The 21,398-nt window shown below is 45.3% G+C and carries 24 protein-coding genes; 5 read left to right on the top strand and 19 right to left on the bottom strand.

What is annotated here, in order from left to right:
• Window positions 1-181 precede the first annotated feature (181 nt).
• The 9 genes from SWH54_02330 to SWH54_02290 all read right to left on the bottom strand — a co-directional run bounded on the left by SWH54_02330 (window position 182) and on the right by SWH54_02290 (window position 6,992).
• Window positions 182-553, bottom strand: a complete 372-nt coding sequence (locus tag SWH54_02330) for a DnaJ domain-containing protein (protein MDY6790084.1) — start codon at window positions 551-553, stop codon at window positions 182-184.
• A 21-nt stretch (window positions 554-574) separates the two neighbouring features.
• A complete protein-coding gene (locus SWH54_02325; protein MDY6790083.1) occupies window positions 575-817 on the bottom strand; it encodes a zinc ribbon domain-containing protein in 243 nt (80 codons plus the stop codon).
• 405 nt (window positions 818-1,222) lie between these two features.
• Entirely contained in the window at window positions 1,223-2,239 is a 1,017-nt protein-coding gene (locus tag SWH54_02320) for a putative manganese transporter (protein ID MDY6790082.1), read from the bottom strand.
• Window positions 2,240-2,270: 31 nt separating this feature from the next.
• Complete coding sequence (locus SWH54_02315; GenBank protein ID MDY6790081.1) at window positions 2,271-3,137, bottom strand: 4Fe-4S binding protein; 867 nt, start codon at window positions 3,135-3,137, stop codon at window positions 2,271-2,273.
• A gap of 15 nt (window positions 3,138-3,152) precedes the next feature.
• On the bottom strand, window positions 3,153-3,989 hold the full coding sequence (locus tag SWH54_02310) for an ATP-binding protein (GenBank protein MDY6790080.1): 837 nt from the start codon (window positions 3,987-3,989) through the stop codon (window positions 3,153-3,155).
• A 52-nt stretch (window positions 3,990-4,041) separates the two neighbouring features.
• On the bottom strand, window positions 4,042-4,452 hold the full coding sequence (locus SWH54_02305) for a NifB/NifX family molybdenum-iron cluster-binding protein (GenBank protein ID MDY6790079.1): 411 nt from the start codon (window positions 4,450-4,452) through the stop codon (window positions 4,042-4,044).
• Window positions 4,453-4,628: 176 nt separating this feature from the next.
• Complete coding sequence (locus SWH54_02300) at window positions 4,629-4,985, bottom strand: DUF5320 domain-containing protein (protein MDY6790078.1); 357 nt, start codon at window positions 4,983-4,985, stop codon at window positions 4,629-4,631.
• Window positions 4,986-5,012: 27 nt separating this feature from the next.
• Window positions 5,013-5,393, bottom strand: a complete 381-nt coding sequence (locus SWH54_02295) for a NifB/NifX family molybdenum-iron cluster-binding protein (GenBank protein ID MDY6790077.1) — start codon at window positions 5,391-5,393, stop codon at window positions 5,013-5,015.
• 210 nt (window positions 5,394-5,603) lie between these two features.
• Entirely contained in the window at window positions 5,604-6,992 is a 1,389-nt protein-coding gene (locus SWH54_02290) for a sigma 54-interacting transcriptional regulator (GenBank protein ID MDY6790076.1), read from the bottom strand.
• Window positions 6,993-7,791: 799 nt separating this feature from the next.
• Here SWH54_02290 and aprB point away from each other — a divergent pair.
• From aprB to SWH54_02270, 4 genes are all read left to right on the top strand, one after another.
• On the top strand, window positions 7,792-8,235 hold the full coding sequence (aprB, locus tag SWH54_02285; GenBank protein MDY6790075.1) for an adenylyl-sulfate reductase subunit beta: 444 nt from the start codon (window positions 7,792-7,794) through the stop codon (window positions 8,233-8,235).
• A 15-nt stretch (window positions 8,236-8,250) separates the two neighbouring features.
• On the top strand, window positions 8,251-10,203 hold the full coding sequence (gene aprA / locus SWH54_02280) for an adenylyl-sulfate reductase subunit alpha (protein ID MDY6790074.1): 1,953 nt from the start codon (window positions 8,251-8,253) through the stop codon (window positions 10,201-10,203).
• 104 nt (window positions 10,204-10,307) lie between these two features.
• Window positions 10,308-10,652, top strand: a complete 345-nt coding sequence (locus SWH54_02275; protein ID MDY6790073.1) for a hypothetical protein — start codon at window positions 10,308-10,310, stop codon at window positions 10,650-10,652.
• A gap of 113 nt (window positions 10,653-10,765) precedes the next feature.
• On the top strand, window positions 10,766-12,067 hold the full coding sequence (locus SWH54_02270) for an SEC-C metal-binding domain-containing protein (GenBank protein ID MDY6790072.1): 1,302 nt from the start codon (window positions 10,766-10,768) through the stop codon (window positions 12,065-12,067).
• Window positions 12,068-12,078: 11 nt separating this feature from the next.
• Here SWH54_02270 and SWH54_02265 read toward each other — a convergent pair whose 3' ends face one another.
• Complete coding sequence (locus tag SWH54_02265; GenBank protein ID MDY6790071.1) at window positions 12,079-12,339, bottom strand: hypothetical protein; 261 nt, start codon at window positions 12,337-12,339, stop codon at window positions 12,079-12,081.
• A gap of 142 nt (window positions 12,340-12,481) precedes the next feature.
• Between SWH54_02265 and SWH54_02260 the strand changes: the two genes are divergently transcribed.
• On the top strand, window positions 12,482-12,751 hold the full coding sequence (locus tag SWH54_02260) for an ogr/Delta-like zinc finger family protein (GenBank protein ID MDY6790070.1): 270 nt from the start codon (window positions 12,482-12,484) through the stop codon (window positions 12,749-12,751).
• Between the two features lie 11 nt (window positions 12,752-12,762).
• Here SWH54_02260 and SWH54_02255 read toward each other — a convergent pair whose 3' ends face one another.
• The 9 genes from SWH54_02255 to SWH54_02215 form a co-directional block, all read right to left on the bottom strand.
• Window positions 12,763-13,524 carry a YkgJ family cysteine cluster protein gene (locus tag SWH54_02255; protein MDY6790069.1) on the bottom strand — a complete coding sequence of 254 codons (762 nt, stop codon included), beginning with the start codon at window positions 13,522-13,524 and terminating at the stop codon, window positions 12,763-12,765.
• Window positions 13,521-14,324, bottom strand: a complete 804-nt coding sequence (locus SWH54_02250) for a YkgJ family cysteine cluster protein (GenBank protein MDY6790068.1) — start codon at window positions 14,322-14,324, stop codon at window positions 13,521-13,523. Before SWH54_02250 ends, SWH54_02255 begins: the two co-directional genes overlap by 4 nt.
• On the bottom strand, window positions 14,321-15,676 hold the full coding sequence (locus SWH54_02245) for a sigma 54-interacting transcriptional regulator (GenBank protein ID MDY6790067.1): 1,356 nt from the start codon (window positions 15,674-15,676) through the stop codon (window positions 14,321-14,323). The genes SWH54_02250 and SWH54_02245 overlap by 4 nt, the downstream gene beginning before the upstream one ends.
• Window positions 15,677-15,730: 54 nt before the next feature.
• Window positions 15,731-17,080, bottom strand: coding sequence for a CBS domain-containing protein (locus SWH54_02240; protein MDY6790066.1), 1,350 nt, complete (start codon window positions 17,078-17,080; stop codon window positions 15,731-15,733).
• Between the two features lie 148 nt (window positions 17,081-17,228).
• On the bottom strand, window positions 17,229-17,549 hold the full coding sequence (locus SWH54_02235) for an antibiotic biosynthesis monooxygenase family protein (GenBank protein MDY6790065.1): 321 nt from the start codon (window positions 17,547-17,549) through the stop codon (window positions 17,229-17,231).
• 81 nt (window positions 17,550-17,630) lie between these two features.
• Complete coding sequence (locus SWH54_02230; GenBank protein MDY6790064.1) at window positions 17,631-18,281, bottom strand: diadenylate cyclase; 651 nt, start codon at window positions 18,279-18,281, stop codon at window positions 17,631-17,633.
• Window positions 18,282-18,365: 84 nt separating this feature from the next.
• On the bottom strand, window positions 18,366-18,788 hold the full coding sequence (locus tag SWH54_02225; protein MDY6790063.1) for a NifB/NifX family molybdenum-iron cluster-binding protein: 423 nt from the start codon (window positions 18,786-18,788) through the stop codon (window positions 18,366-18,368).
• 19 nt (window positions 18,789-18,807) lie between these two features.
• Entirely contained in the window at window positions 18,808-19,461 is a 654-nt protein-coding gene (locus SWH54_02220) for a DUF1638 domain-containing protein (GenBank protein MDY6790062.1), read from the bottom strand.
• 12 nt (window positions 19,462-19,473) lie between these two features.
• A complete protein-coding gene (locus SWH54_02215) occupies window positions 19,474-21,387 on the bottom strand; it encodes an FAD-dependent oxidoreductase (GenBank protein ID MDY6790061.1) in 1,914 nt (637 codons plus the stop codon).
• Window positions 21,388-21,398: the final 11 nt, after the last annotated feature.

Below are 21,398 nucleotides of genomic sequence, written 5' to 3'. Positions count from 1 at the left end.
TGAAAGCCTTTCAGAATTTGGGTTTTTGGTTTCGTCACCATCTGTATACCCTTATTCTAAAGGCTTTTCCAGCTTTTTTAGATGGTTATTACTACTTTTTTTCGCTCAATTGGGGTATTATAGTAATTCTCCTCAATATATTCCGTTATTAATAAAAAACTATCTGAGTATATTAGATAGCTTATGTTTTCCATCTTCCACATCCGCCTCTGCCAAAACCTCTTTTTCGGCAACCTCTGGTTCGGTTCGTATTAAAACCCATTTGATAAAACTTCCGCAGCACCGTCACAAAATCGTCATCCATGCCTTGTGAAAAAAACACACCGTTTTCCAAAGGCTGTCTATATAGAAGATCGTAGCCTTTCCGTTTTTCCTCATCACCTAGTATCTGATAAGCCTCGTTGATCTCCTTTATGCGTTCTTCGCTCCCTGGATTGCCCCCATTCCGATCGGGATGATATTGCATGGCAAGTTTGCGATATGCCTTTTTGATATCCTGTTCGGATGCTTCATACGTCAACCCGAGGGTTTGATAATAATCTTTTGCTATCAATGGTACCTCCTGTCCATATTTTTATCCGCGTCTGCATGTGCCTCCATCCGTGCACGGAGGGGTCTCGCAACGCTCTTCGCGACCACAACATGTCCTGCCCGGAGTGCGTTGCGGCTCTCCAGTCATAAATGAGGCAACGGATAATATCTTCTCCATCTCAGTGCTTCCGCATTCTTTACAAGACACACGTTCATCTTTTCCCATACCCACTAAATACTCCGAGGTGGTTCCACATGCCTTGCAGCGATATTCATAGATTGGCATTTCAAACCTCCTTTAACCTTCTTTTAAACAAAGGGCTCCTTCTTAACCCGAAGAATCGCTAACGCTTGATTCGTCAGGTGGGGCAGAAGGGCTTGCCTGTTCCCGATTTTTCTGTTCCCCTGGCTATCCAGTCTAAAAATCTTTTCCAAGGCCAAGTCTTTCTGGAAGCTTTTTGAGACGAATCGTTTTTGAGTTTTTTTTCTTTATTCATACGCACTTTAGCAAAAATTTTTTTGTCATTCGTTCTTATACGAGTTTCGATCGTGTAAAACGGAATATACTCATGAAAAACAGTATAAAGGACGATTACCTATTCTCAGTCGTTTTTAAAAAATTGGTTCACCATACCAAAGGATTTGGCGGTGTCAAGCACTACCGGTTTTGCAACAAACACATTAGCTATTATCAGAAACCCAGAACATAAAAGATACCCCCAACGAATAGTCCAAAAACAACATTGAAAAATTTAATTACCGCAGAATCCTTAAGGCTATAGGAAAGAAGGGGGAGCATGCCGTGACCATCCTGTACAAATGATGTGGTCAAAAGAACGGAAAAGGGTATAAGGCCTTGTGCATACATCATAACAAATATAAGGTGGGGACCTGATTCAGGAATGACTCCCATAAAAGCACCGATCAGCAATACCCACAGCATATGATCACGGATAAAACTATCCAGATTCCACAAGGCCAGACCCCAGTGCACAAAAAGAAGGGCGCCAAAACTCCACCAGAAGACACGAAACAGGTGCTTCTTAAAGATGTGATCCCAGATGTGAAATTCAAGATAATGCTCGGAACAAATAATAATAATGAATAGGGTGCATACGGAAAGGCATATAAAAGTAATGCGTTTCCAGTCCCAGGTCAATGGGCCAAGGGTTCCCGTTGTGATTAACACCATAAAAGAAACGATAAGTACAAGGAGAAGAAATCGAGCAAAACAAAAGGGTTGGAAATTTTTAATGAGATTTTCTGTTCGAAAAACATCGTGGATACTTTGCTGATTGCCTCTATCAGGCATGCATTCTTCACAATGATTATCCATGCATGATTCGCACGGAGTAAATCTAAGGCGAGGCACAATCCAATCACTGATCCAGGCAAAAACGATTCCAAACACAAACAGCAATCCGAAAAGAGTCAACGCTGTCCCCGGGAATTGTGTGAGCATCACAAACGCTTCATCCCCTGAGGTGGCGATCATTCCACCCACTATGGCACCAAAAGAGATCAAGCCGTGGACATAAAGGCTGACGTTCATGAAAGCACCCAGACAACCAGGGGTGGACCCCAAAAAAGATGCCAAGGTATACTGTCTCCACCGGCCTTCTTTGATGATGCCCGACATACGTCTGCGACTGACCATATCGATAAAATCGACCAGAAGCATCATCACAAACACAAAGAATGTGATCATCAAAGCATGCTTAAAAATAATTTGCATTTCGTTAAATCTCAATACCCTGTGCCAGACTTTTCCATATACCCTTTACCGCTTTGCAACCTTCGCAGTCGTTGTCAAATTCCACCACGGTTTTTCCTTGAACCATTGCCTTGGTGAAGGAGGAGTCAAAAGGGACCCTTCCTATTACTCTTATATTTTTTTGTGTGGCAAAATCCTCAATCGCTTTTCCTTCATCCGGATTGAGATCAAACTTGTTAATACATAACATGGCGGGAATTTTGAAAAATGCGGCAAGCTCGGTAACACGCTCCATGTCGTGCCTACCGGAAACCGTCGGTTCAGTGACGATGAGCACCGCTGTGGCCCCACCCAGGGATGCAATGACCGGGCAACCGATCCCCGGAGGCCCATCGGTAAGAAGTAAATCCAGCTGCTTTTCTTCAGCAAGCTTTTTGCCTTCCTGCCGGATAAGGGTCACCAGCTTGCCGGAATTTTCTTCCGCAATGCCCAGCCGGGCATGGGCCATGGGGCCGAAGCGGGTCTCGGAAAGATACCATTCTCCGCAAGTATTCAGCGGAAACTCGATGGCTTTCTCCGGACAGAAATAATAGCACACACCACAGCCTTCACATTCAACGGCATCTACTACAAAATCTTCGCCAATGGCATTAAACCTGCATAAATCCCGACACAGGCCGCACTCAGTGCATTTGTTTTTATCAATGGTTGCAGTGTACCCGGACTCAAAATCATGGCTCTCTTTAATTTCCGGGTCCATGATAAGATGAAGGTCTGCCGCATCCACGTCCGCATCACAAAGAACCTTGTTTTCAGCAAGCGAGGCAAATGCAGCAACAATACTGGTCTTTCCGGTTCCTCCCTTACCGCTGATGATAACGATCTCTTTCATTTATAGTGCTCCTTTTCAATCTACAATTTTTTTAATACGAAGATATAACTCTGAAAACCTGTCTTTGTATTCAGGCATCGCCTCCACGATCATTTTTCCCCGTGAATAGGCCTCTGCAATCCGTCGGTCAAATGGAATTTCCATTAAAATAGGTACATTTTTTTCTTTGGCATATTTCTCTACCTTATCATCACCCATATCCGACCGGTTAATAACCAGACCATGCGGTATCCCCAGGATTTTAACCGCTTCCACCGCCAGCTCAAGATCATGCAGGCCGAATGGCGTTGGTTCTGTAACCAACAAAACAAAATCGGCATCCTTCATGGAGGCAATCACAGGGCACGATGTGCCCGGCGGGGCATCAATAATAGTCAATATCTCAGGCCGGGTATATTCTCGCACCTTTCTTATCATCGGGGGCGACATGGCCTCTCCGATCCTTAATTTTCCATGGATAAACTCCAGGCCATTTCTATGTCCCGTTTCGATTACACCCAATTCACGTTTCGTTTCGGTGATGGCTTTTACAGGGCAAACCTCCATACATCCCCCGCAACTGTGGCAGAGTTCGGGAAAAGACAATACGGTCTCGGCAATCACCACAATGGCTTTGAACTGGCATATTTCACCGCATTCGCCACATAGGGTGCATTTGTCCATGTCTACCTCGGGCACAGGGGTTGTAATCGTTTTGGTTTCTTCAAAGGTAGGTTGGATAAAGAGATGGGCATTGGGCTCTTCCACATCACAATCCAGAATCTGGACATCGGATCCAAGAGAAACAGCCAGATTGGTGGCGACCGTTGTTTTTCCCGTGCCTCCTTTTCCACTTGCTATACTGATAATCATCATTGACTCCTTTTCATTGCGCTTATCTATTTCCTCAGAGGTTTACTCCGGGTTACATGCCCCGGCCTCTCCCCATTCCGCGTCCCATTCCTGCTCCGCCTCCCATGCCGTAGTGCTCGGCCACATTGGCAGCGCTTGCAGGTTTTATATCGCCCCTTATATATTTTTCTACCGCCTCTCTTACTGTCCCGGAATTCCCTAAAAAAATCTCAATCCGGGCAGCCGAAAGGGTTTGCATGGCATTTGGCCCACAATTACCCGTTATTACGGATTTTACATCCTTAGATGCCACGAATTGGCCTGATTGAATGCCGGCGCCTCCACCAAGAGCGAGATTTTCGTTATCAAAGGCCTCAAAGCTCATGTCCTCTGTTTCCACAACGATAAAATAGGCACACCGGCCAAAACGAGGATCCACCGGGGAATCTAAACTCTTTCCATTACTGCTTACTGCAATTTTCATAACCATTTTCTCCTATGTTATATCTTTATAAATCGCATAAATTGGAATCCACACTGTTTGCACTCATATTTAAACATATATTTTTTACACGATTTCTCTTTAATATTAGATAAGCCGCCCGAGGAACTCAGGCGGCTTAACGTTGGTTGTTTCATAGCTTTAGAAATTTTGCTCAGTTATGGTGTGGATTTTTTAACTTCCAGCTCTTTTAACCGTTTCTTGATCTCTTTAAGACTATCTTCAAAATATTGAGCCTGATTTCTAAGCGCACTCGTTTCCTGCTCCAGGGTCGGAGCATAACTATAGCCAGGGGCATACGGAGCACCGTAACCATACCCGGCGTAGGGCACGCCCCATCTTCCGCCCCGTCCTCCCCGGAAGCCAAGACCGAGGCCCCGTCCAAAGCCTGCGCCGAAACTTCTACCGAGAGTCGGATTGACCGAGCCCGGTGCTGAATATCCGGCACAATAACCGGCTCCTCGTCCTGTCATGGAACCCATCCCTGATGGTCCTGTCCTATCTCCTCCTGGCATAGTCGCCTCCTTTCTTACGGGTTGATGTCATATTTTCTTCCATGAACCATTGGCACTGAAACGCCGCCGTTTGAACCCACAGCCCGGCATCTGGAATTTTGCAGCAGAAAGGTTTCCTTTTAAATAGGCGTCAATGACCTGATTCACATCGCCTGCAACAAACGGAATAACCCGGATACCGTAGGCTTCGATCATGTTTTCTAAAAAATGTGATACCGCACCGCAAATGACCACTTTTACTCCCATGGTATAGATTCTTATAGCTTTTGAAGACAGAATTTCGGAATGAACATTTTCATAGTGACTACTGGCAATCATCCCGTCTTCAATCCTTGCAATAAGCAGCATGCTCGCCGAATCAAGTAAAGGGGAAATCCGATTCTTCCAAACCGCAACAGCTATTTTCATTTTTTAAGCCGTCTCCTTTGGAAACTTAATCATAGCATTTAGCGTGCCACCAAAACCATAAATGGATAGAATTTTTTCTTATAATATATCAGTAGGTTAAGGGAGAATTGCAAGCGGCTGGACAGAATAGATATTAAAATGTGGTGCAGAAATGCGACTATTGCCTTGTTTATAAGTCGCATTAATGCGACTCTATCGGTGTGGCCGCAGTTAATCGGATTTTCTGCGACCGTTCATTTTCGGAAGATAGATACCCAGAGCTTTAATCTTTCTAAATAGGGTGCTTTTATGCATACCAAGCTCATCAGCGGTTGCCAGACGATTGTATTTATTACGTTTGAGTGTGTCTATGATCACCTGGACTTCAACCTGTTTCAAGGTTGAGTTGATCGTATCGCCCTCTTTTGGATTGGGAGTGGTGGGTATAAGAAAATCGGGTAGTGCATCCGGTTTGATTTGTCCCTCCAGGCAAAGCACAAAGGCATGTTCAATAATATTTTCCAGTTCCCGAATATTGCCGGGGTAAGAATGTGACATCAGAAGCGAAAGCGCTTCCTGGTTGAAGCCGGTTATTTTTTTACCTCGCAACCGATTGAGCCGGTTGATAAAATGCTCGGTCAAAAGCGGAATGTCTTCCTTGCGGTGGCGAAGGGGCGGAAGATCTATTCGTACCACGTTTATTCTATAATAAAGATCCTGTCGGAAGACTTCCTTTTTTACCAGATTTTCAAGGTTTTTATTGGATGCGGCGATGACACGGACATCGGCCTTAACCGCTTGTGTCCCTCCAAGAGGGAGAAAACTGCGTTCCTGCAACACGCGCAAGAGCCGCACCTGAAATGCGCTGCTGACATCACCGATTTCATCCAAAAGAATGGTGCCGCCCTGGGCAAGGGCAAAATGTCCCGGCTTGTCCTTTTTTGCATTGGTAAACGCCCCTGCCTTGTACCCGAAAAGCTCAGATTCCAGCAAGGTGTCCGGCAGGGCACCGCAATTGATTGCAATAAACGGCTTTTTACATCTCGGGCTTTGTTCATGAATTGCTCGGGCCAAAAGCTCTTTGCCGGTTCCTGTTTCTCCCTGAATCAATACCGATGAGTCGCTTTGGGCCACCTGGGGAAGAATGGCAAATATTTTGTGCATCAAAGGACTGCGGCTGATCATATCTCCCTGCTGATATTTTACGTCAAGCCTCTTGCGCAACTCCTCTACCGTGCTCATATCACGGAAGGTTTCAACACCGCCTATTACCGTTCCATTTTCATCTTTTAGCAGGGAAGTACATACGCTTACCGGAATGCGCCGTTTTTCACCATTAACGATATAGGTGGAAGTGTCCACAAAAGGCTTGCCCAGTTTCATGGTGCGGCGCAAAGCACAGTCCGTCTCACACATGTTTGAACGAAAAACTTCGCAGCACTGTTTGCCGATGGCTTCCTGACGGAAGATACCCGTAATCTTTTCGGCGGCACGGTTAAAAGAGGTAATCCGCCAGTTACGATCTATGGTAAAAACCCCATCGGAAATGCTTTCCAGTATGGTTTCCGTTATGTGGGGTGATATTTGGCTATGGCTGCCGTTCTTCATTTGCCTGTTCATCTATGGGCCTTTGCTGAGCCGGCTTTGTTTGCTAATGCTTGTGTGAGCTGCAAAGTTATTCAGTCGGTCACAGCATGCAGGTTGGTTTTGGAATGAATAAAGGTAAGTGTAGCAAATTATTTTTAAAAATGAAATAAAAATGCAAATCGACCCGGAGGGCCTATCCCAGAGGGCCGATTTGCTGCCAACAATATGGAGGTAAATGCCAAGTTAAACCTCTATCCAAAAAGACTTCAGCAATTATCATGCCATTTATATGGGCCGGTTCATTTTATTCAAGACTGCGTTTTTTTTAAGGCACAAAAATCGACCAGGTTTGGGAAGATCAATTCCTTTGTATGGCTGGCTAACAGGTCTGTTGCGGATTTTCCGTTACGGGTCTTAAAAAGGATCATTTCTTTTTTTTAATCGCAAAACGCAACCGGTCACATCATCTTTCAATCTAGAAACCACATTCCATAAGTCAACAAGGGTTAAAATTGTTCATTTTTTAATTTCCAAAATCCTCATTTTGTTGCCATCGAGCCTGGCCGTTTATTTAACAGTGAACCTTAAATTATTAATAAAAACTGACAATTCAATGGGTTATGTTTTTTCCGAAGGTAAGTTATATCTTGGCATAAATAATGCTTTAACATCATTTTTTACGTTGCCCATGATCCAAAATTAACCAACCCAATTGCAAATAGTTACCAAAAACACTTGCTTTAAAAATAAGAAAAAAAGGAGGTGATCACATTCATACCGGCTGAATTTAAACACAGATGGAAAATAATCATTGAAGAAAAAGGAGGTCACAATGCCTAGTTTTGTCATTGATGAAAAATGCGATGGATGTAAGGGAGGGGACAAAACTGCATGCATGTACATTTGCCCTAACGATCTAATGGTGCTGGATGCAGATAGAATGAAAGCGTATAATTCCGAGCCGGATATGTGCTGGGAATGTTATAATTGTGTAAAAATATGCCCCACCCAGGCGGTTGAGGTAAGGGGTTATGCTGATTTTACTCCACTGGGTGCAAGCGTTGTCCCCATGAGGGGTTCAGAAGATATCATGTGGACCGTCAAATTCCGCGGAGGTACGATTAAACGGTTCAAGTTTCCCATCAGAACCACACCGGAAGGGGAAGCTAAACCGGACGGCGGATTTGGCATAGGACCGGGAACTTTGGATGATCAGCTCCTGTTCACGGAACCGGCATCATTGAAAGAGGATAAACTCTGGACACTTGGAGATTAAAGGAGGTGACGCGTTATGCAAGAATTCAAAACGATCGAGGTGACGACTGATTTATTGATTATCGGTCCAGGAATGGCAGGATGCGGTGCATGCGTGGAAGGTGCACATTGGGCCAAAGAAAATAATTTGAAAGTCACCGTGGTGGACAAAGCGGCTATGGAACGAAGCGGTGCTGTGGGAATGGGACTTTCAGCCATTAATCAATATCAGGGTGAAAATTCTCCCCCCGATTACCTCAGCTATGTCAGGCAAGACCTGATGGGCCTTTGCCGGGACGACCTGGTCATGGATATTTCCAGACACGTCAATGGAACAGTCCACATGTTTGAAGGGTACGGACTTCCCATCTGGAAAGATGGAGAAGGCAATTATGTTCATGAAGGCCGGTGGCAACTTATGATCAACGGCGAATCTTATAAGGCCATCGTTGCGGAAGCCGGGAAGAATGCGGTTGGTATTGACAATATTGTCGAACGCGTATTTGTGGTTCGACTTTTACTCGACAAAAACGATAAAACTAAAGTGGCAGGCGCCATCGGGTTTAGCGTGAGAGATCCCGAAATCTATGTATTTAAATTTAAGGCCTGCATTGCCTGTGCAGGCGGTGCCGTTCACGTTTTCAAACCACGGTCAACCGGAGAAGGCTTGGGCAGAGCTTGGTATCCACCCTGGAACGCAGGATCAACCTCCTACCTGACCACCACTGCCGGCGCCGAAATGACTTCTCAGGAAGTGGTTTTTATACCGGGAAGATACAAGGATGCATATGGTCCGGTTGGGGCATGGTTCTTGCTGTTTAAGGCGGCAGCGACTTCTGCCAACGGTTTCAACTACATGGCTGAAGGTTTGGCTGAAGGGGGCGAACTTCACAACTGGCCACCCTATGGGGAAGTGAAACCGATCCCCACCTGTCTCAGGAACCACCTGATGATGATTGAAATGTACCAGAAAGGTGATGGCCCCATTTTAATTCATACGGATAAGGCCATTAAAAAGATTGCGGATGAAGCGCCTGATGAAAAAGCGTATAAAAAGGAAATAAAAAAGCTTGAGGCCGAGGCATGGGAGGATTTTCTCGACATGACCATCAGCCAGGCGGTTCTGTGGGCGGCAAAAGATGTCTTTCCCGAGGAGGGACCCTCCGAAATCCAGCCATCCGAGCCTTATTTTATCGGCTCCCACTCCGGAGCATCCGGTGCATGGTGCAGTGGCCCTGAAGATATCCAGACCGAAGAATCCAAGAATGAGTATTTCTGGGGGTATAACCGTATGACTACGGTTAAAGGTCTGTTTGCAGCCGGTGACGGGGTCGGACTGTCAAGCCACAAGTTCTCTTCGGGTTCTTTTACCGAGGGGCGGATCGCAGCAAAAGCAGCGATAAAGTACTGTGTGGATAACCCTGAAATGCCTGAATTTGATTCCGCAGAGGTGGATAAGCTCAAAGAACAGCTTGTGCTCCCGCTTAAGCACTATGAAGAGCATACCGCTTACACCACCCTGGGTACGGCTACCCGAAAATATGATCTGCCGGTGGAAGAGGTCAATCCAAATTATATTACTCCTAAAATGGCCATCTTCCGGCTCAACAAGATCATGGATGAATATGTAGCCGGCTGGGGTACTCAGTATACCTGCAGCGCGATTACACTGAACATTGCTCTGGATCTGCTGAAACTCCTCAAAGAGGATCTTTCCAAGCTTGCTGCCCGGAATCTCCATGAACTGATGCGGTGCTGGGAAAATATTCACCGGGTTCAGATTGCCGAAGCCCATACCCGACATAAACTGTTCCGCGAGGAAACCAGATGGCCCGGGTACTACTACCGTTCGGATTTCAAAAAGATGGATGAAGATAAATGGGGAAAGGTGTTTGTCAACTCTGTTTACGATGCGGAAAAAGATGAGTTTACCATGCTGACAAGACCATTAATGCACCTGGTGGACATTAAAGAGGTGGTAGGCATGTAAGCTTTCTAACAAGCCCCCAGGTGCCCGGAAAATTGCAAACCTGGGGGTTCATTCCGTTTCCAGTCCAGTAGTTGATGTTTCCGCCCAATTAAAGGAGTGCTGAAATGATAGATTTTGATAAAAAAGATATGATTGAGCGGGTGACAGAAATCTATGTTGCGGTTTTCCCCATACCGGTTAACGATGATCGAAAGACAGAGGTAATATTGGCCGGCTTTAAAAAAGACCCGGAAAATTCGAATATGTCTATTGTTCGGGCGACCGTTGAAACTCATGTGGATGCAGTAGATAGTCTGGTCGCCCTGTGCGATGAGATCGTGGATGAACAAGAAGAAATAGATTCTTATCGGTTATTAAAGTTTGATCAACATGGAATGCATATCCTTAATCCTGAAAATTTCCGGACTTTTGAGAAAAAATTCAGGAATGTGAGATGGAGCATCTGTTAACATAGAAACGTTGTTGGTCTGATACCTGTGTAATGCCATACAGGTATCCTCCATTGGCAGCCGTATGAGTTGGCACCCTTGTGCGGCTGCCAATTATTGAAAAGAAATATTTTATGAGCATTTCCAATAAGTTACAATTTGAAGCCATGACAGAAGCAGAGCTTGATCCTGTATTGCAACTTCTTCAGGGGGGCAATCCGGAGACTATCGCTTTAAAAGCTGGAATAACCAGGGAACAACTGTTTCAGATGCGTGATGATTTGCTGTCTCAGGCTGAACGCAAAAGGGTCGAACTTACCGATGTAAAATCGGATAAAATCGGCAGGAATGAATCCTGTCCGTGCGGATCGGGGAAAAAATACAAACATTGCTGTCTGGAAAAACATGAGGCGGCAAAGCGCATGAATCAGATGGAACAAAAAAAAGATCTTCAGGAAAAGGAAAAAGAACAGGAACAACTGATCCGGCATATAGAAAAGGCTTTTTCCCTGCTGGGTTCACACCAATATTCCAAAGCCATACATTCTGCATTAAATTTGCTCAAGCGTTACCCCAATGAGGACAGACTTCACGACATCGTGGCAACGGGTCACTTATATTCCGGTGAGTGCGAGGAAGCGATTAAAATCTGCAGTCATCGATTGGTTGTTTCCAGATCGGAAAAAGCGTATTTTATCGAACACGGGCGTTATCGCGATGCTGAAATAGACAGGCCTGCATTGTCCTACTACTATCCTCCCCTCACCTGGCTGCAAAAATACTGGATTGCGCTCAAGGCAAAAGATTATAAGGCGCAGTATCCTGAGCCGGAAAATCCGAAAATAATCACACTGGTCAAAAACCTCCAAACGGCTGATGATACCAACCAATTCCCCCAGAAGCACTCCAATGGCCTTGAACTGCGGCGTGATAAACTGGGGAAAACACTGGATAGGCTCAAGGAAACAGGACCTGAAGTTATTCCATATATCCTGCCTTTGGCTTGTAAATACTCCTGGACAGGTCTTTTTGTCCCTGAAATTCTTTCCTGTTATAAAAACGAACGGGCCAAGGGTGCTCTGATTGACATATCCATGTTTGGTTTTTCCTATGCCTCAGGAGCCAGCCTTCATTATCTGGAGAAAATAGGAGAAAGCGTAGTACCTGACATTGACGAGGCGTTTGCCAGAGATCAGGAGTTTGACTCCATAAAAACCGGAATCGTATCGGTGCTGGGAAATATTCGCACCCCGGCCTCTTATGAGTTGCTTTTACGCCTTCTTGAGCATAAGAGTTCTCATATCGTCAATTGGGCTGGAGATGCCCTGGGTAAATTCAACAACGTAAAGGCTCTGCCTGCTATGGTTGCCGCCAATGAAAGAATCGGGGGCGAAAAAATGATCGATGCAGCAATCCAAAAACTTAAAGATTTATAGCTTGCTCCATATTACATATCTTGGGCAAGTTTGACTTTAAAAACGGAAAATTGAGATGATTTCCACGCGTAGCTTTTCACCCGTTCAAGTGTTGTTTCATCATGACAGATAATTTGGTTGCAATGACATCTTTTATGGCATTTCTCACAAAAGTAATCATCATTAAGCGCATTGCCGCATGCACAATGAGGTGTCATAACCAGCGATTCTTTTTCTAGTGCGGCTTCATAGTAATCGTTGGGGAGGTCATTTTTTTCTATGATTTTGGTCATGTTCAATCCCTGCTTGATTAATATTTTTAAATCGTTTTAAATTTATCGTTTTTATGTTAATTTCAGCCAGATTTTCCTGCTTTTGGCAAATGTTTTTTGAATTAAATAAGTTGCTCCGTATTGAAAGGAACGAAATATTAGGATGGTCCAACCGAAAACGCCACGATGCCCTCACTGTGGACAAAAGATGAAAAAATGGAAGGTCCCCATTGCCTCCACCTGGCCCAATGAATTTTTTTATGTCTGTTTTAACGATGCCTGCTCCTATTTCGTTCAGGGTTGGGAACAAATATGGGAACAGACGGCAACAAAGGCATCGTATCGCTGCCGTTTAGATCCCGATACCGGTAAATGCGCGCCCCTTCCGGTGTGGTCCTCTGACGCCCTCAAAGATGATATTATTGAGGAATAAAAATTCCGTCTTTAAACACGGAGATGTTGCCTGATTTGAAGCGTCTTTTCTCCGAAGAGAGAAAATCTAAGCCATTTAAAGGCAAATGCCATCAATTTCATATCATCTGTTTGAATATGGGTCAGAACATCCGGGGCAATGTCAAACTTATCCAGAAAAGTGGTTTCAAATACAAAGCGCCTGAATTCATCCAGGTTGTAGCAGGCCAGATAAAACATCTGTAGTTGCGGGTCGCTGAGCGCCTTAATGACTTTTGCCTGCCTGCCTGCAGTAATATTCATAAACAACTCATTTGTTTCATTATCTTCATCCACCCCTTGATCCACGATCCATTCTTGAACCGTCCATTCCTGTTCTTCGTTGAATCCGAGACAATGAGATTCTTTCACCACAAAGTAATACTCGCCGGCAGAATATTTTTCACTAATTTTTAAAGCCGCACGTCCCAACGGGTAAAGCCGACAGGCACCGGGCCGATCTTCATAGACCGCACAACCTTTCCGGCTTACAAACGGACAGTTTCTGCTTTCATCGTCTTTCATTTTTAACCTGACCACCGGAACACCATAGGATTGGTCGATATCACTGGTGGTGAAAGTTTCTAAAAATGCCTCTGATGAGAGGTTGAGCCTGTTTTTAAGGCGAATGACATCGTAAGGTGTAAGCACCAGATTAAGATTGGCACAACACTTGGTGAAGCAAGGCAAGTCTTTATGGCAGGCAAACCTAAACTTTCGGTCCGGTATGGATTGCATCAATGGCTGATCTATCATTTGTTTTTCAACTCCTGCTTTTTGGCCTCCATGACAGCGGGTTTTACCTTGAGCACATGCTGTCCGAGCAAACCGTATTCCAGCCATGTCATAGCGAATTTATAAAGTTCAACATCATCTTGCCTTATTTTTTCCACCGTTTTCCTGTCCATCTCAAAGGTCGCTAAAAACTTGCTTTCAAATACAAAGCGCCTGAAACGATCCAGGTCATAACAGGCCATATAATACATCTCCTGGATCTTTTTATTGATAATTTTATTATTTCTAAGAGATTTATTCATGGTGATATTCTTAAAAGGATTTTCCATCTCTAAGTAAAGGGGAATCCCCTGTTCGACCTTCCATCTTTCCACAGTCATGGCTCTATCCTCAGCAAGACCGAGGCAGAAGGGAACATCCATAACAGAATAATATTCTTTTCCTGATTTTTCTGTTAGTTCGGTACTTTCAGGTTTTAGTGGATATATTCTGCAGGCCCAGGGCCGATCCTGGTATATTTTGCATCCCTCTGGGGCCACAAAGGGACAGCTTTTCTTATCGTCATCGCCCATTCTCAACACGGCTACCGGCAATCCTGCATCGCCGACCACAATATCGGTATAGCGGGCTAAAAAATCTTCCGAAGTTATTTTAAGTGCGTTTTTCATACGAATGATATCATAGGGGGTCAGAAAAATAGTAATATTACGACAACACCGTGTAAAGCAATCTAGGCCTTGATGACACTCAAAATTAAACCGCTCTTTCGGAGTGAGTACGGTTAAGCCTTGCCTTTTATTCTCTTTGTTGCTTTTTGTCATTCCTTATACCTCTCTTTTTCCATTTCAATTCCGTAGCGTATGATTTTGCGGCGGAGGGTGTTTTTGTTGATTCCGAGTTCATCGGCGGTGACCGCTCTTTTCCAGTTATTTCTCTGAAGCGTCTGGAAAATCGCGTTTTTTTCAATTTCTCTCAGGGTGGTCCCTGTTGCAGCAAAGGTTGCATTAATCTTTGATAAAAGCTCATCCGGCAAGTGATGCAGGCCAATAAGCTCTTCTCTGCAAAGTACAAAAGCGTGTTCAATGGCATTTTCAAGCTCGCGGATGTTGCCGGGCCAGTCATAAAGTACTAATGCAGCCATTGCTTCATGGGAGACACCTAAAATATTCTTCTTTTTATCACTATTGAAACGCTGGATAAAATGATCCACTAAAAGAGGAATATCCTCCTTTCGTTTCGCAAGCTCAGGCAGGGTCAGTTTCATCACATTAATGCGAAAATAAAGATCTTCCCTGAATTTGTTTTTTTCAACCAATTTTTCCAGTTCTCGATTGGTTGCGGCTACAATTCTGGCGTTGGTCTTGGCAGGTTTTACGGAACCTAAAGGCTCATAAGCATTTTCTTCCAGAACTCGCAACAGACGATTTTGCAAGGACCGGGGAATATCTCCGATCTCATCTAAGAAAATCGTCCCGTTTTGCGCAAGTTCAAAACGACCCGGCTTGTCTGTTTTGGCATCGGTAAAGGCCCCTGCCTTGTATCCAAAAAGTTCTGATTCTATCAGGGTGTTGGGTAACGCTCCGCAGTTGACCGGTATAAAAGGACCATTTTTTTGCGGGCTGTTATTATGCACCGCCCGGGCCAACAATTCTTTTCCTGTGCCGGTTTCCCCTTCTATTAACACGGTGCAATCGCTTTCAGAAATTAAAAGCAGGGTTGAAAAAATCTCCAGCATCTTTTTATTCCTGCTGACAATATTTCCAAAAGAGTAATGCTTGTAAAAGGACTTTTGTAACTTACTCAAATTAGACAAATCCCTGAAGGTCTCAACACCGCCAACGATATGGCCTCTGTCATCTCTTAGTATGGTAGCATTAACACTGATGGGGATACGCTTTGCATCAGAACGGATGATGTAAACCGGCATATTTACAATCGGTTTGTTGGTATTCAATACCTTGCGAAGAACACAATCTGTTTTGCATACATTGGCACAAAAAATCTCTAAACATGGCCGTCCGATGGCCTTTTCCCTCGATACCCCGGTAATTTTTTCCGCTGCCCGGTTAAACGAAGTAATACGCCAGTCCAAGTCAACCGTAAAGACACCCTCTTCGATACTGTCAAATATGATATGACAATTCTGTTCTATGGAATGCTGGATTTGGTCCATTTGTGCCTCAAATGTGCTGAGTCTTGAAAAGCGTTTTTTACCAACCCTTCGTTTTTAAGCTGTGTCAAAAGAAAAAATATTTTGTTTACAACCAGTGGCCAGACAATTGCCGAGGGGGCACAGCCCATACAGATTCGCCACCACATCGGAGCGGCTGAAGATACCGACGATTTCACCTTCATCCACCACTGGAAGCCGTCCCAAATCATTTTTTATCATCAAATGGGCCGCTTGACCCGGACTTTCTTCCGGATGGATGGTGATTACACGGGTACTCATGAACGCCTTGACCGGTGATTGGAAGTGTGGTGCTTTCTTTATTTTTTGAAAGTCCCTTCTTGAAAGGATGCCGACCAGTTTTCCGCCAGTGACCACCGGAGATCCTTTGTAGCCCTTTTCCCGCAACACTTTTCCGGCCTGGCTCATGGTCATTTCGGGATTCAACGACAGTACGGGAAAGGACATCAAATCCCGAATTTTCATAGATGCTTGATGGTCTTCACCAATCATTGCCCTGATCCAATCTTCCACAGCAGCCGGATCTGTCGATTTCAGCATGGCCGAACCTGCGCCGGGATGCCCGCCACCCCCCATGTGCCGCATGACAGCTGCCACATCAATACCCCTCGACGAACTCCGGCCGATTACCAGGCAGCGATTTCCATCCAGCGCAAAGATACCGAAGGCCGTTTCCACATTCAATATTTGCCGGTACATCTGAACCACCACGGCAAGATTGCTCACGTAACCATGAACTCTTAGGCGGTTTATGCTAAACAAATTTCCACCCACCGTGGTTCTGGAAGGATTTTTAAGCAGCCGGTACAGCACATCTTTTTGTTTTGGGCCGTATGCCGGGCTGAGAAATGTACCGACAATCTGAAGCTCCGCTCCTTTGTCAAGCAAATAACCTGCCGCATGGGCATCTTCCGCCTTTGTGGATTGAAAGGTGAGATTGCCGGTATCTTCATAAAGACCTGCCAGAAAAAGGCTGGCCTGAATGGGGGTGATTGACTCTTTCTGCGCCTTGATATAACGCAGCATCAGCGTAATATTTGCGCCCATCTCTTCCTGGCACTGCCATTTCGCGTTGATATCCCCCTTGTGGGTATGATGGTCGAACAGGATAATTTCAAGATGCGGGTCTTTCTTCAGAGAATCCAGCCGATCCAGACGGTCCCACCTGTTTGTATCAACCACAGTCAGTTTAGATACTTTATCCAAGCTGATTTTTTCAGGGGTGCAGAAGTCAAACAGATCTTTATGCAGCGACAGGAACGCATGGACATTCGGATTGAGGCTTCCCGGCAAAACCGTTATCATGCCCGGATATAACAAATTTGCCGCAACGATGGATGCCAACGCGTCGAAGTCAGTGCCTTTATGGGTGGTTACAATATGCACGGGTGTTTTATATATATTAAGTCTGGATCGCCTTTAATGCCTTTGTGGTGGTGTTTTCATCGACTTTTGAACCTTATCCGTTGTGTGTTCGTCATAGCTAAGTGCATACTTGGCTTGTCATTATTTTATGTCGCACTGGTTGTGTTATTCATTTTTTTTTCGGGATGATACCCCCTACCAATGGTTCATAAATTCTGTACTCGGTTTTTTCTTGGGTTATGGAATCGATCTGCTGCTGAATGGCACTTCTGTCTTTGCTATTTAGCCATTTCTTCCAGTCTTCGGCAGATTGCCAGGTCGATCTGATCAGGTACTCGTCGTCATGGGGTGGTTCGATGCATTTTAATGACTCACTGGACATGTAGCCCGGTTGTGCCCGGGCGAGGGATCGTAATTTTACCATGAGTGTGGCGACCTCTTCAGCTTTTTCTTTTACAAATTTTCGTTTGATCAACACCTGAACAGCCATATTTCTCTCCTTTCTTTTTCAATAAAATGGATCCAACTCCCTCGATAACCAATGAAAAATCTGTGGTTTTCCCCAGCCGGTTCAATTATCTCTTGCAAAATCGACACCCGCTGAACCTTTTATATCGTCTGGTTTCAATTTTTGGCCGGTTTTTATCGACACAATACGCAAATCAGCTATTTTCTGTTCTTCATGCGGTCCTGGAATTTTAAAGCCCTCATTTCCGAATAACCAGATTTCCGGGATGATTTCGGCGATCAATTGGCCTTCGTTGAAAACGCGAACCACAGAGCTTTCAGATACGACCACAGCCACCGCCTGGGTGTCACGGCTGATGGAAGCCGCCGCCACATGCCGGCTTCCCAACCCCAACGGCAGTTCAATCCGACGGGATGAAGCGTTGATATAGCGGGCAGCTGAAATTACCACTCCATCGCCGCTTACAATAAAGGCACCGTCCAGTTGGGCTAGTTCTTTGACCGTTTCCCGCATGTTGGGGTCATAGATTTTTTTTCTGTCTATCGGGTGGCCATAAAGAGGATCGAGGATCAGAGGTCGTGACCTTTTTAAAACTTCCTTTTCATCGGAAACGACAAAAAGGGTGCCGATTTTCCGGCCTTCACGGCCTTCTCTGGCAATCTCAACAGCCAACTGGATTGTTTGCTCCAGTACATCGGCAACACATTTTTTTTTAGGCCCACAAATTCGATTAAAAGCGTTCCCAATCTTCATTGCCTTTCCTCCGTTTAGCAATCCGGTCAGGATGCTTTTTCCGCTTTCCACCTTGCCCCAAATCGATATCTTTTTAAAGTCTCCTCATAGCGGCTTTTTTGGCAACTCTATCTTTTTTTCTCTTTCCGAACATGAAATAAATTTTTCTGAATCTGAATCATAGAATTTGAAGCCTTCGTTTTCTCCCAGCAGATATTTTGAAACTGCAAAATCAACTGTTTTAAATATAGTAATAATACAGTCAATGTGCTTAGCTGCAATTTCAGAGGAGGATTTTTTCCCCATGCTGCCGGCAATAAAAAGACCGCAATCTTTTAGCAAGGCAACGATTTTCTCGGCCTCGCCATGATGTCCGGTGGTATTTTCAATTTCCACATGAGGATTTGTACGCAGTTCCCTGCCGGTAATTTCACCGTTAAGTATTTCAATCACTTGGTAATACCGGCTTGAACCAAAATGACCCTTTCGAATGGTCTTTCCGTCATCCGTGGCTATTGCAATTTTCATTATATTTTTTGCTCATTACTTAACTCAGCAGCTTTTCTGCCTGCTCGGTAAGCAGCGATTTTAACCGATCGAGAGTCACCGGATATGCCTGCATCGGGATTCCCATCCAGTCGCAGTACTCTAAAAATTCTTCCGGTTTTTCTGCCATGTACTGATCGAGATACCCGATGCCATCCAGCACGATGGCTCCGCCGGTATGCCTGGGAAAGTTTTCATTGGCAAGACCCTTATCCCATCCTTTAAATACCTGTTTGCGAAACTTCACCCATCCGGGGGTCATCCACCACACCAGTTCTCCTCCGGCAATTTCATCAGTAATTTTCTCCCTTTCCTCTTCACTGGCCAGCATATCCATGCAATGGGTGGCCTGAATTCTGGCCACCCCAGCTCCCTGCTCTTCAATGATGGTTTGCATCAGACGCGTGGGTTCATCCGGATTAACATAACAAAACTTTCCGCCATATACGACCAGAACCTTATCGGTTTTTTCTCTGGCTTTGTTGACTCGGTTGATCAGCTGGCGTTCCAGTTCAGGAATATCCTGATGCAAACCCGGAGTGGTGTATAAAATATATGGTGTATCCAGGAAGCCTTCCTCCTTTAAATGGTTCAGTTCAACGCTCAATGTTCCGCAGGAAACGACTGCGATATCTGCAAAGGATATATTATTCATTTAGACGCTCCTCTATTCATATTTTTTAGCAAGTTCGTACCCTGCGTGAACGGCTGAAAAGATATCCTGGACCTGTCTTGCATCTCCAATGACTTCTATATCAGCAACCGCTTTCCGGATACCTTCCTCAGGACCGGAGGCTGACAGCATTCCGGAAGAAAGAATAACCGTCTGAAAAGGTTCCAGCGTTAACCGCTTGCCGTCTTGTTCTACGGCCACACTATCAGCTTGAAACTCCTTAACGGCGGTATGCGGCATCAGGGTCACATTTGGTAATTGATCAATTCGCATCATGGCCAGCTTTTTGGTAATCATTTCCATCATGCTGCCGATGGGGTCCGTCCGTTTGGTGGCCACGATTTCGTAGCCATCTATTCCAAGTTTTTCTGCAATTTCAACACCGGATCGTCCAGCACCGATCACCAGGACTCTCGGGCCTTTGACCGGTTTATCCCCATTAAAATATTCCACAGCAGTCATGGTGTACTGGTGGCTTAACCCTTTTATTTGAGGAATATTCTGCACAGCGCCGGTTGCCCACACCAGAAGATCCGGATGGAGTTCATCGATTAGCTTGGAATCCACCGCCCTGTTCAGTATGACGGATTCGGTTTGTGCATTTACATCGTACTCCAGCTTGTCCAGACCCTCATGCATCGATTGCTTGCCGGGGGCTTTCCAGGCCAGGTTAAACTGGCCCCCCAGTTTATCGCTTTTTTCAGCAAGGGTCACTTTGTGTCCGCTGCGCGACAGGTAAAGCGCGGCACTCATCCCGCCGGGCCCTCCGCCGGCGACCAGAACCTTCAACGGCTTGGCCGACGGCTTAAGTTCCGGCAGACCAATTTCCGGGTTTAAGTTACATCCCAGTGGCTCGCCGTTTTTCAGCCTATGCAGACATCCCTGAAGGCAATAACCGCAATAATTCACTTTTTCATTTTGATCATTACCCCATTTATCAATCAAGTCAGGATCGGCAATAAGCGGTCGGCCAAGGGCAACCATGTCGGCAAGCCCTTGATCCAGCACTTGGGTTATTTTTTCTTTCCTGCCCATTCTGCCGGCAGCGATGATGGGAAGCCATGTTTGCTTACGAACCCAGGAAAGCGCATCCAACTGTGGTTTTTCAGGAAGGCTGGCGTGGTGGCAATACCAGGGCGGGCTAAAGCATGAACTTCCCATGCCCACATGTACTGCGCTGATCCTTTCTTTTTCGGCCAGAGAAAGCAGGGATTTTAAATCCTCTACATCAATACCGTATTCAAGAGACATCTCACTGCCTGAAATTCGCACTATCACCGGTATCTCCGGTGCGCCCTCTTTAACAGCCGCAAAAGCTTCTCTGGCAAACAGCAGCCGATCTTGGCCATATTTATCTGTTCGCTGGTTTATTTTTTTATTAATAAATTGGGAGACGAGGTAGCCGTGACCGGCCTGAATTTCTATCATGTCGAAGTTTGCCTGTTTGGCTTTTTCGGCTGCGGATTTGTATCCGGCAATGACCGATTCGATTTCTTCTTCGGTCAACGGCTCAGCAGTCTGAGCTGTGGTGGGGCACGTAATGGCTAAAGGGGCCCTGGGTTTCGTACCGGTTGCCTTGGGATTGGCGGCCGCTCCGGCATGATTTAAATGAAGACAGACCAGACGATTTTCTGCGTGGATGATATCCACGATTTTTTTGAGTTCTGTTGCACTTTCCTTAAGATGAACACAGAGTTGTTTTGGATGCTCCCTGCCTTCAGGAGTCACCGAAGCAGGTTCAAGGATAATAATCCCCGGTCCGTTGCATGCGATCTGTTTATAAAAGGTTAACTGGCGGTCGGTCACCATCCCTTTGGGGTGACCATAGGCGGTTTTTACTGGCGGAAAGACAAATCGGTTGTTTAGGTTTAAATTCCCCAGCGAAAACCCGCTAAACATTTTGTCCATGAAATTCCTCC

The sequence above is a fragment of the Thermodesulfobacteriota bacterium genome (assembly GCA_034189135.1).
GTDB lineage: Bacteria > Desulfobacterota > Desulfobacteria > Desulfobacterales > JAUWMJ01 > JAUWMJ01.
Note: the sequence above shows the minus strand (reverse complement) of the source record. Positions and strands in the feature narration are given on the sequence as shown.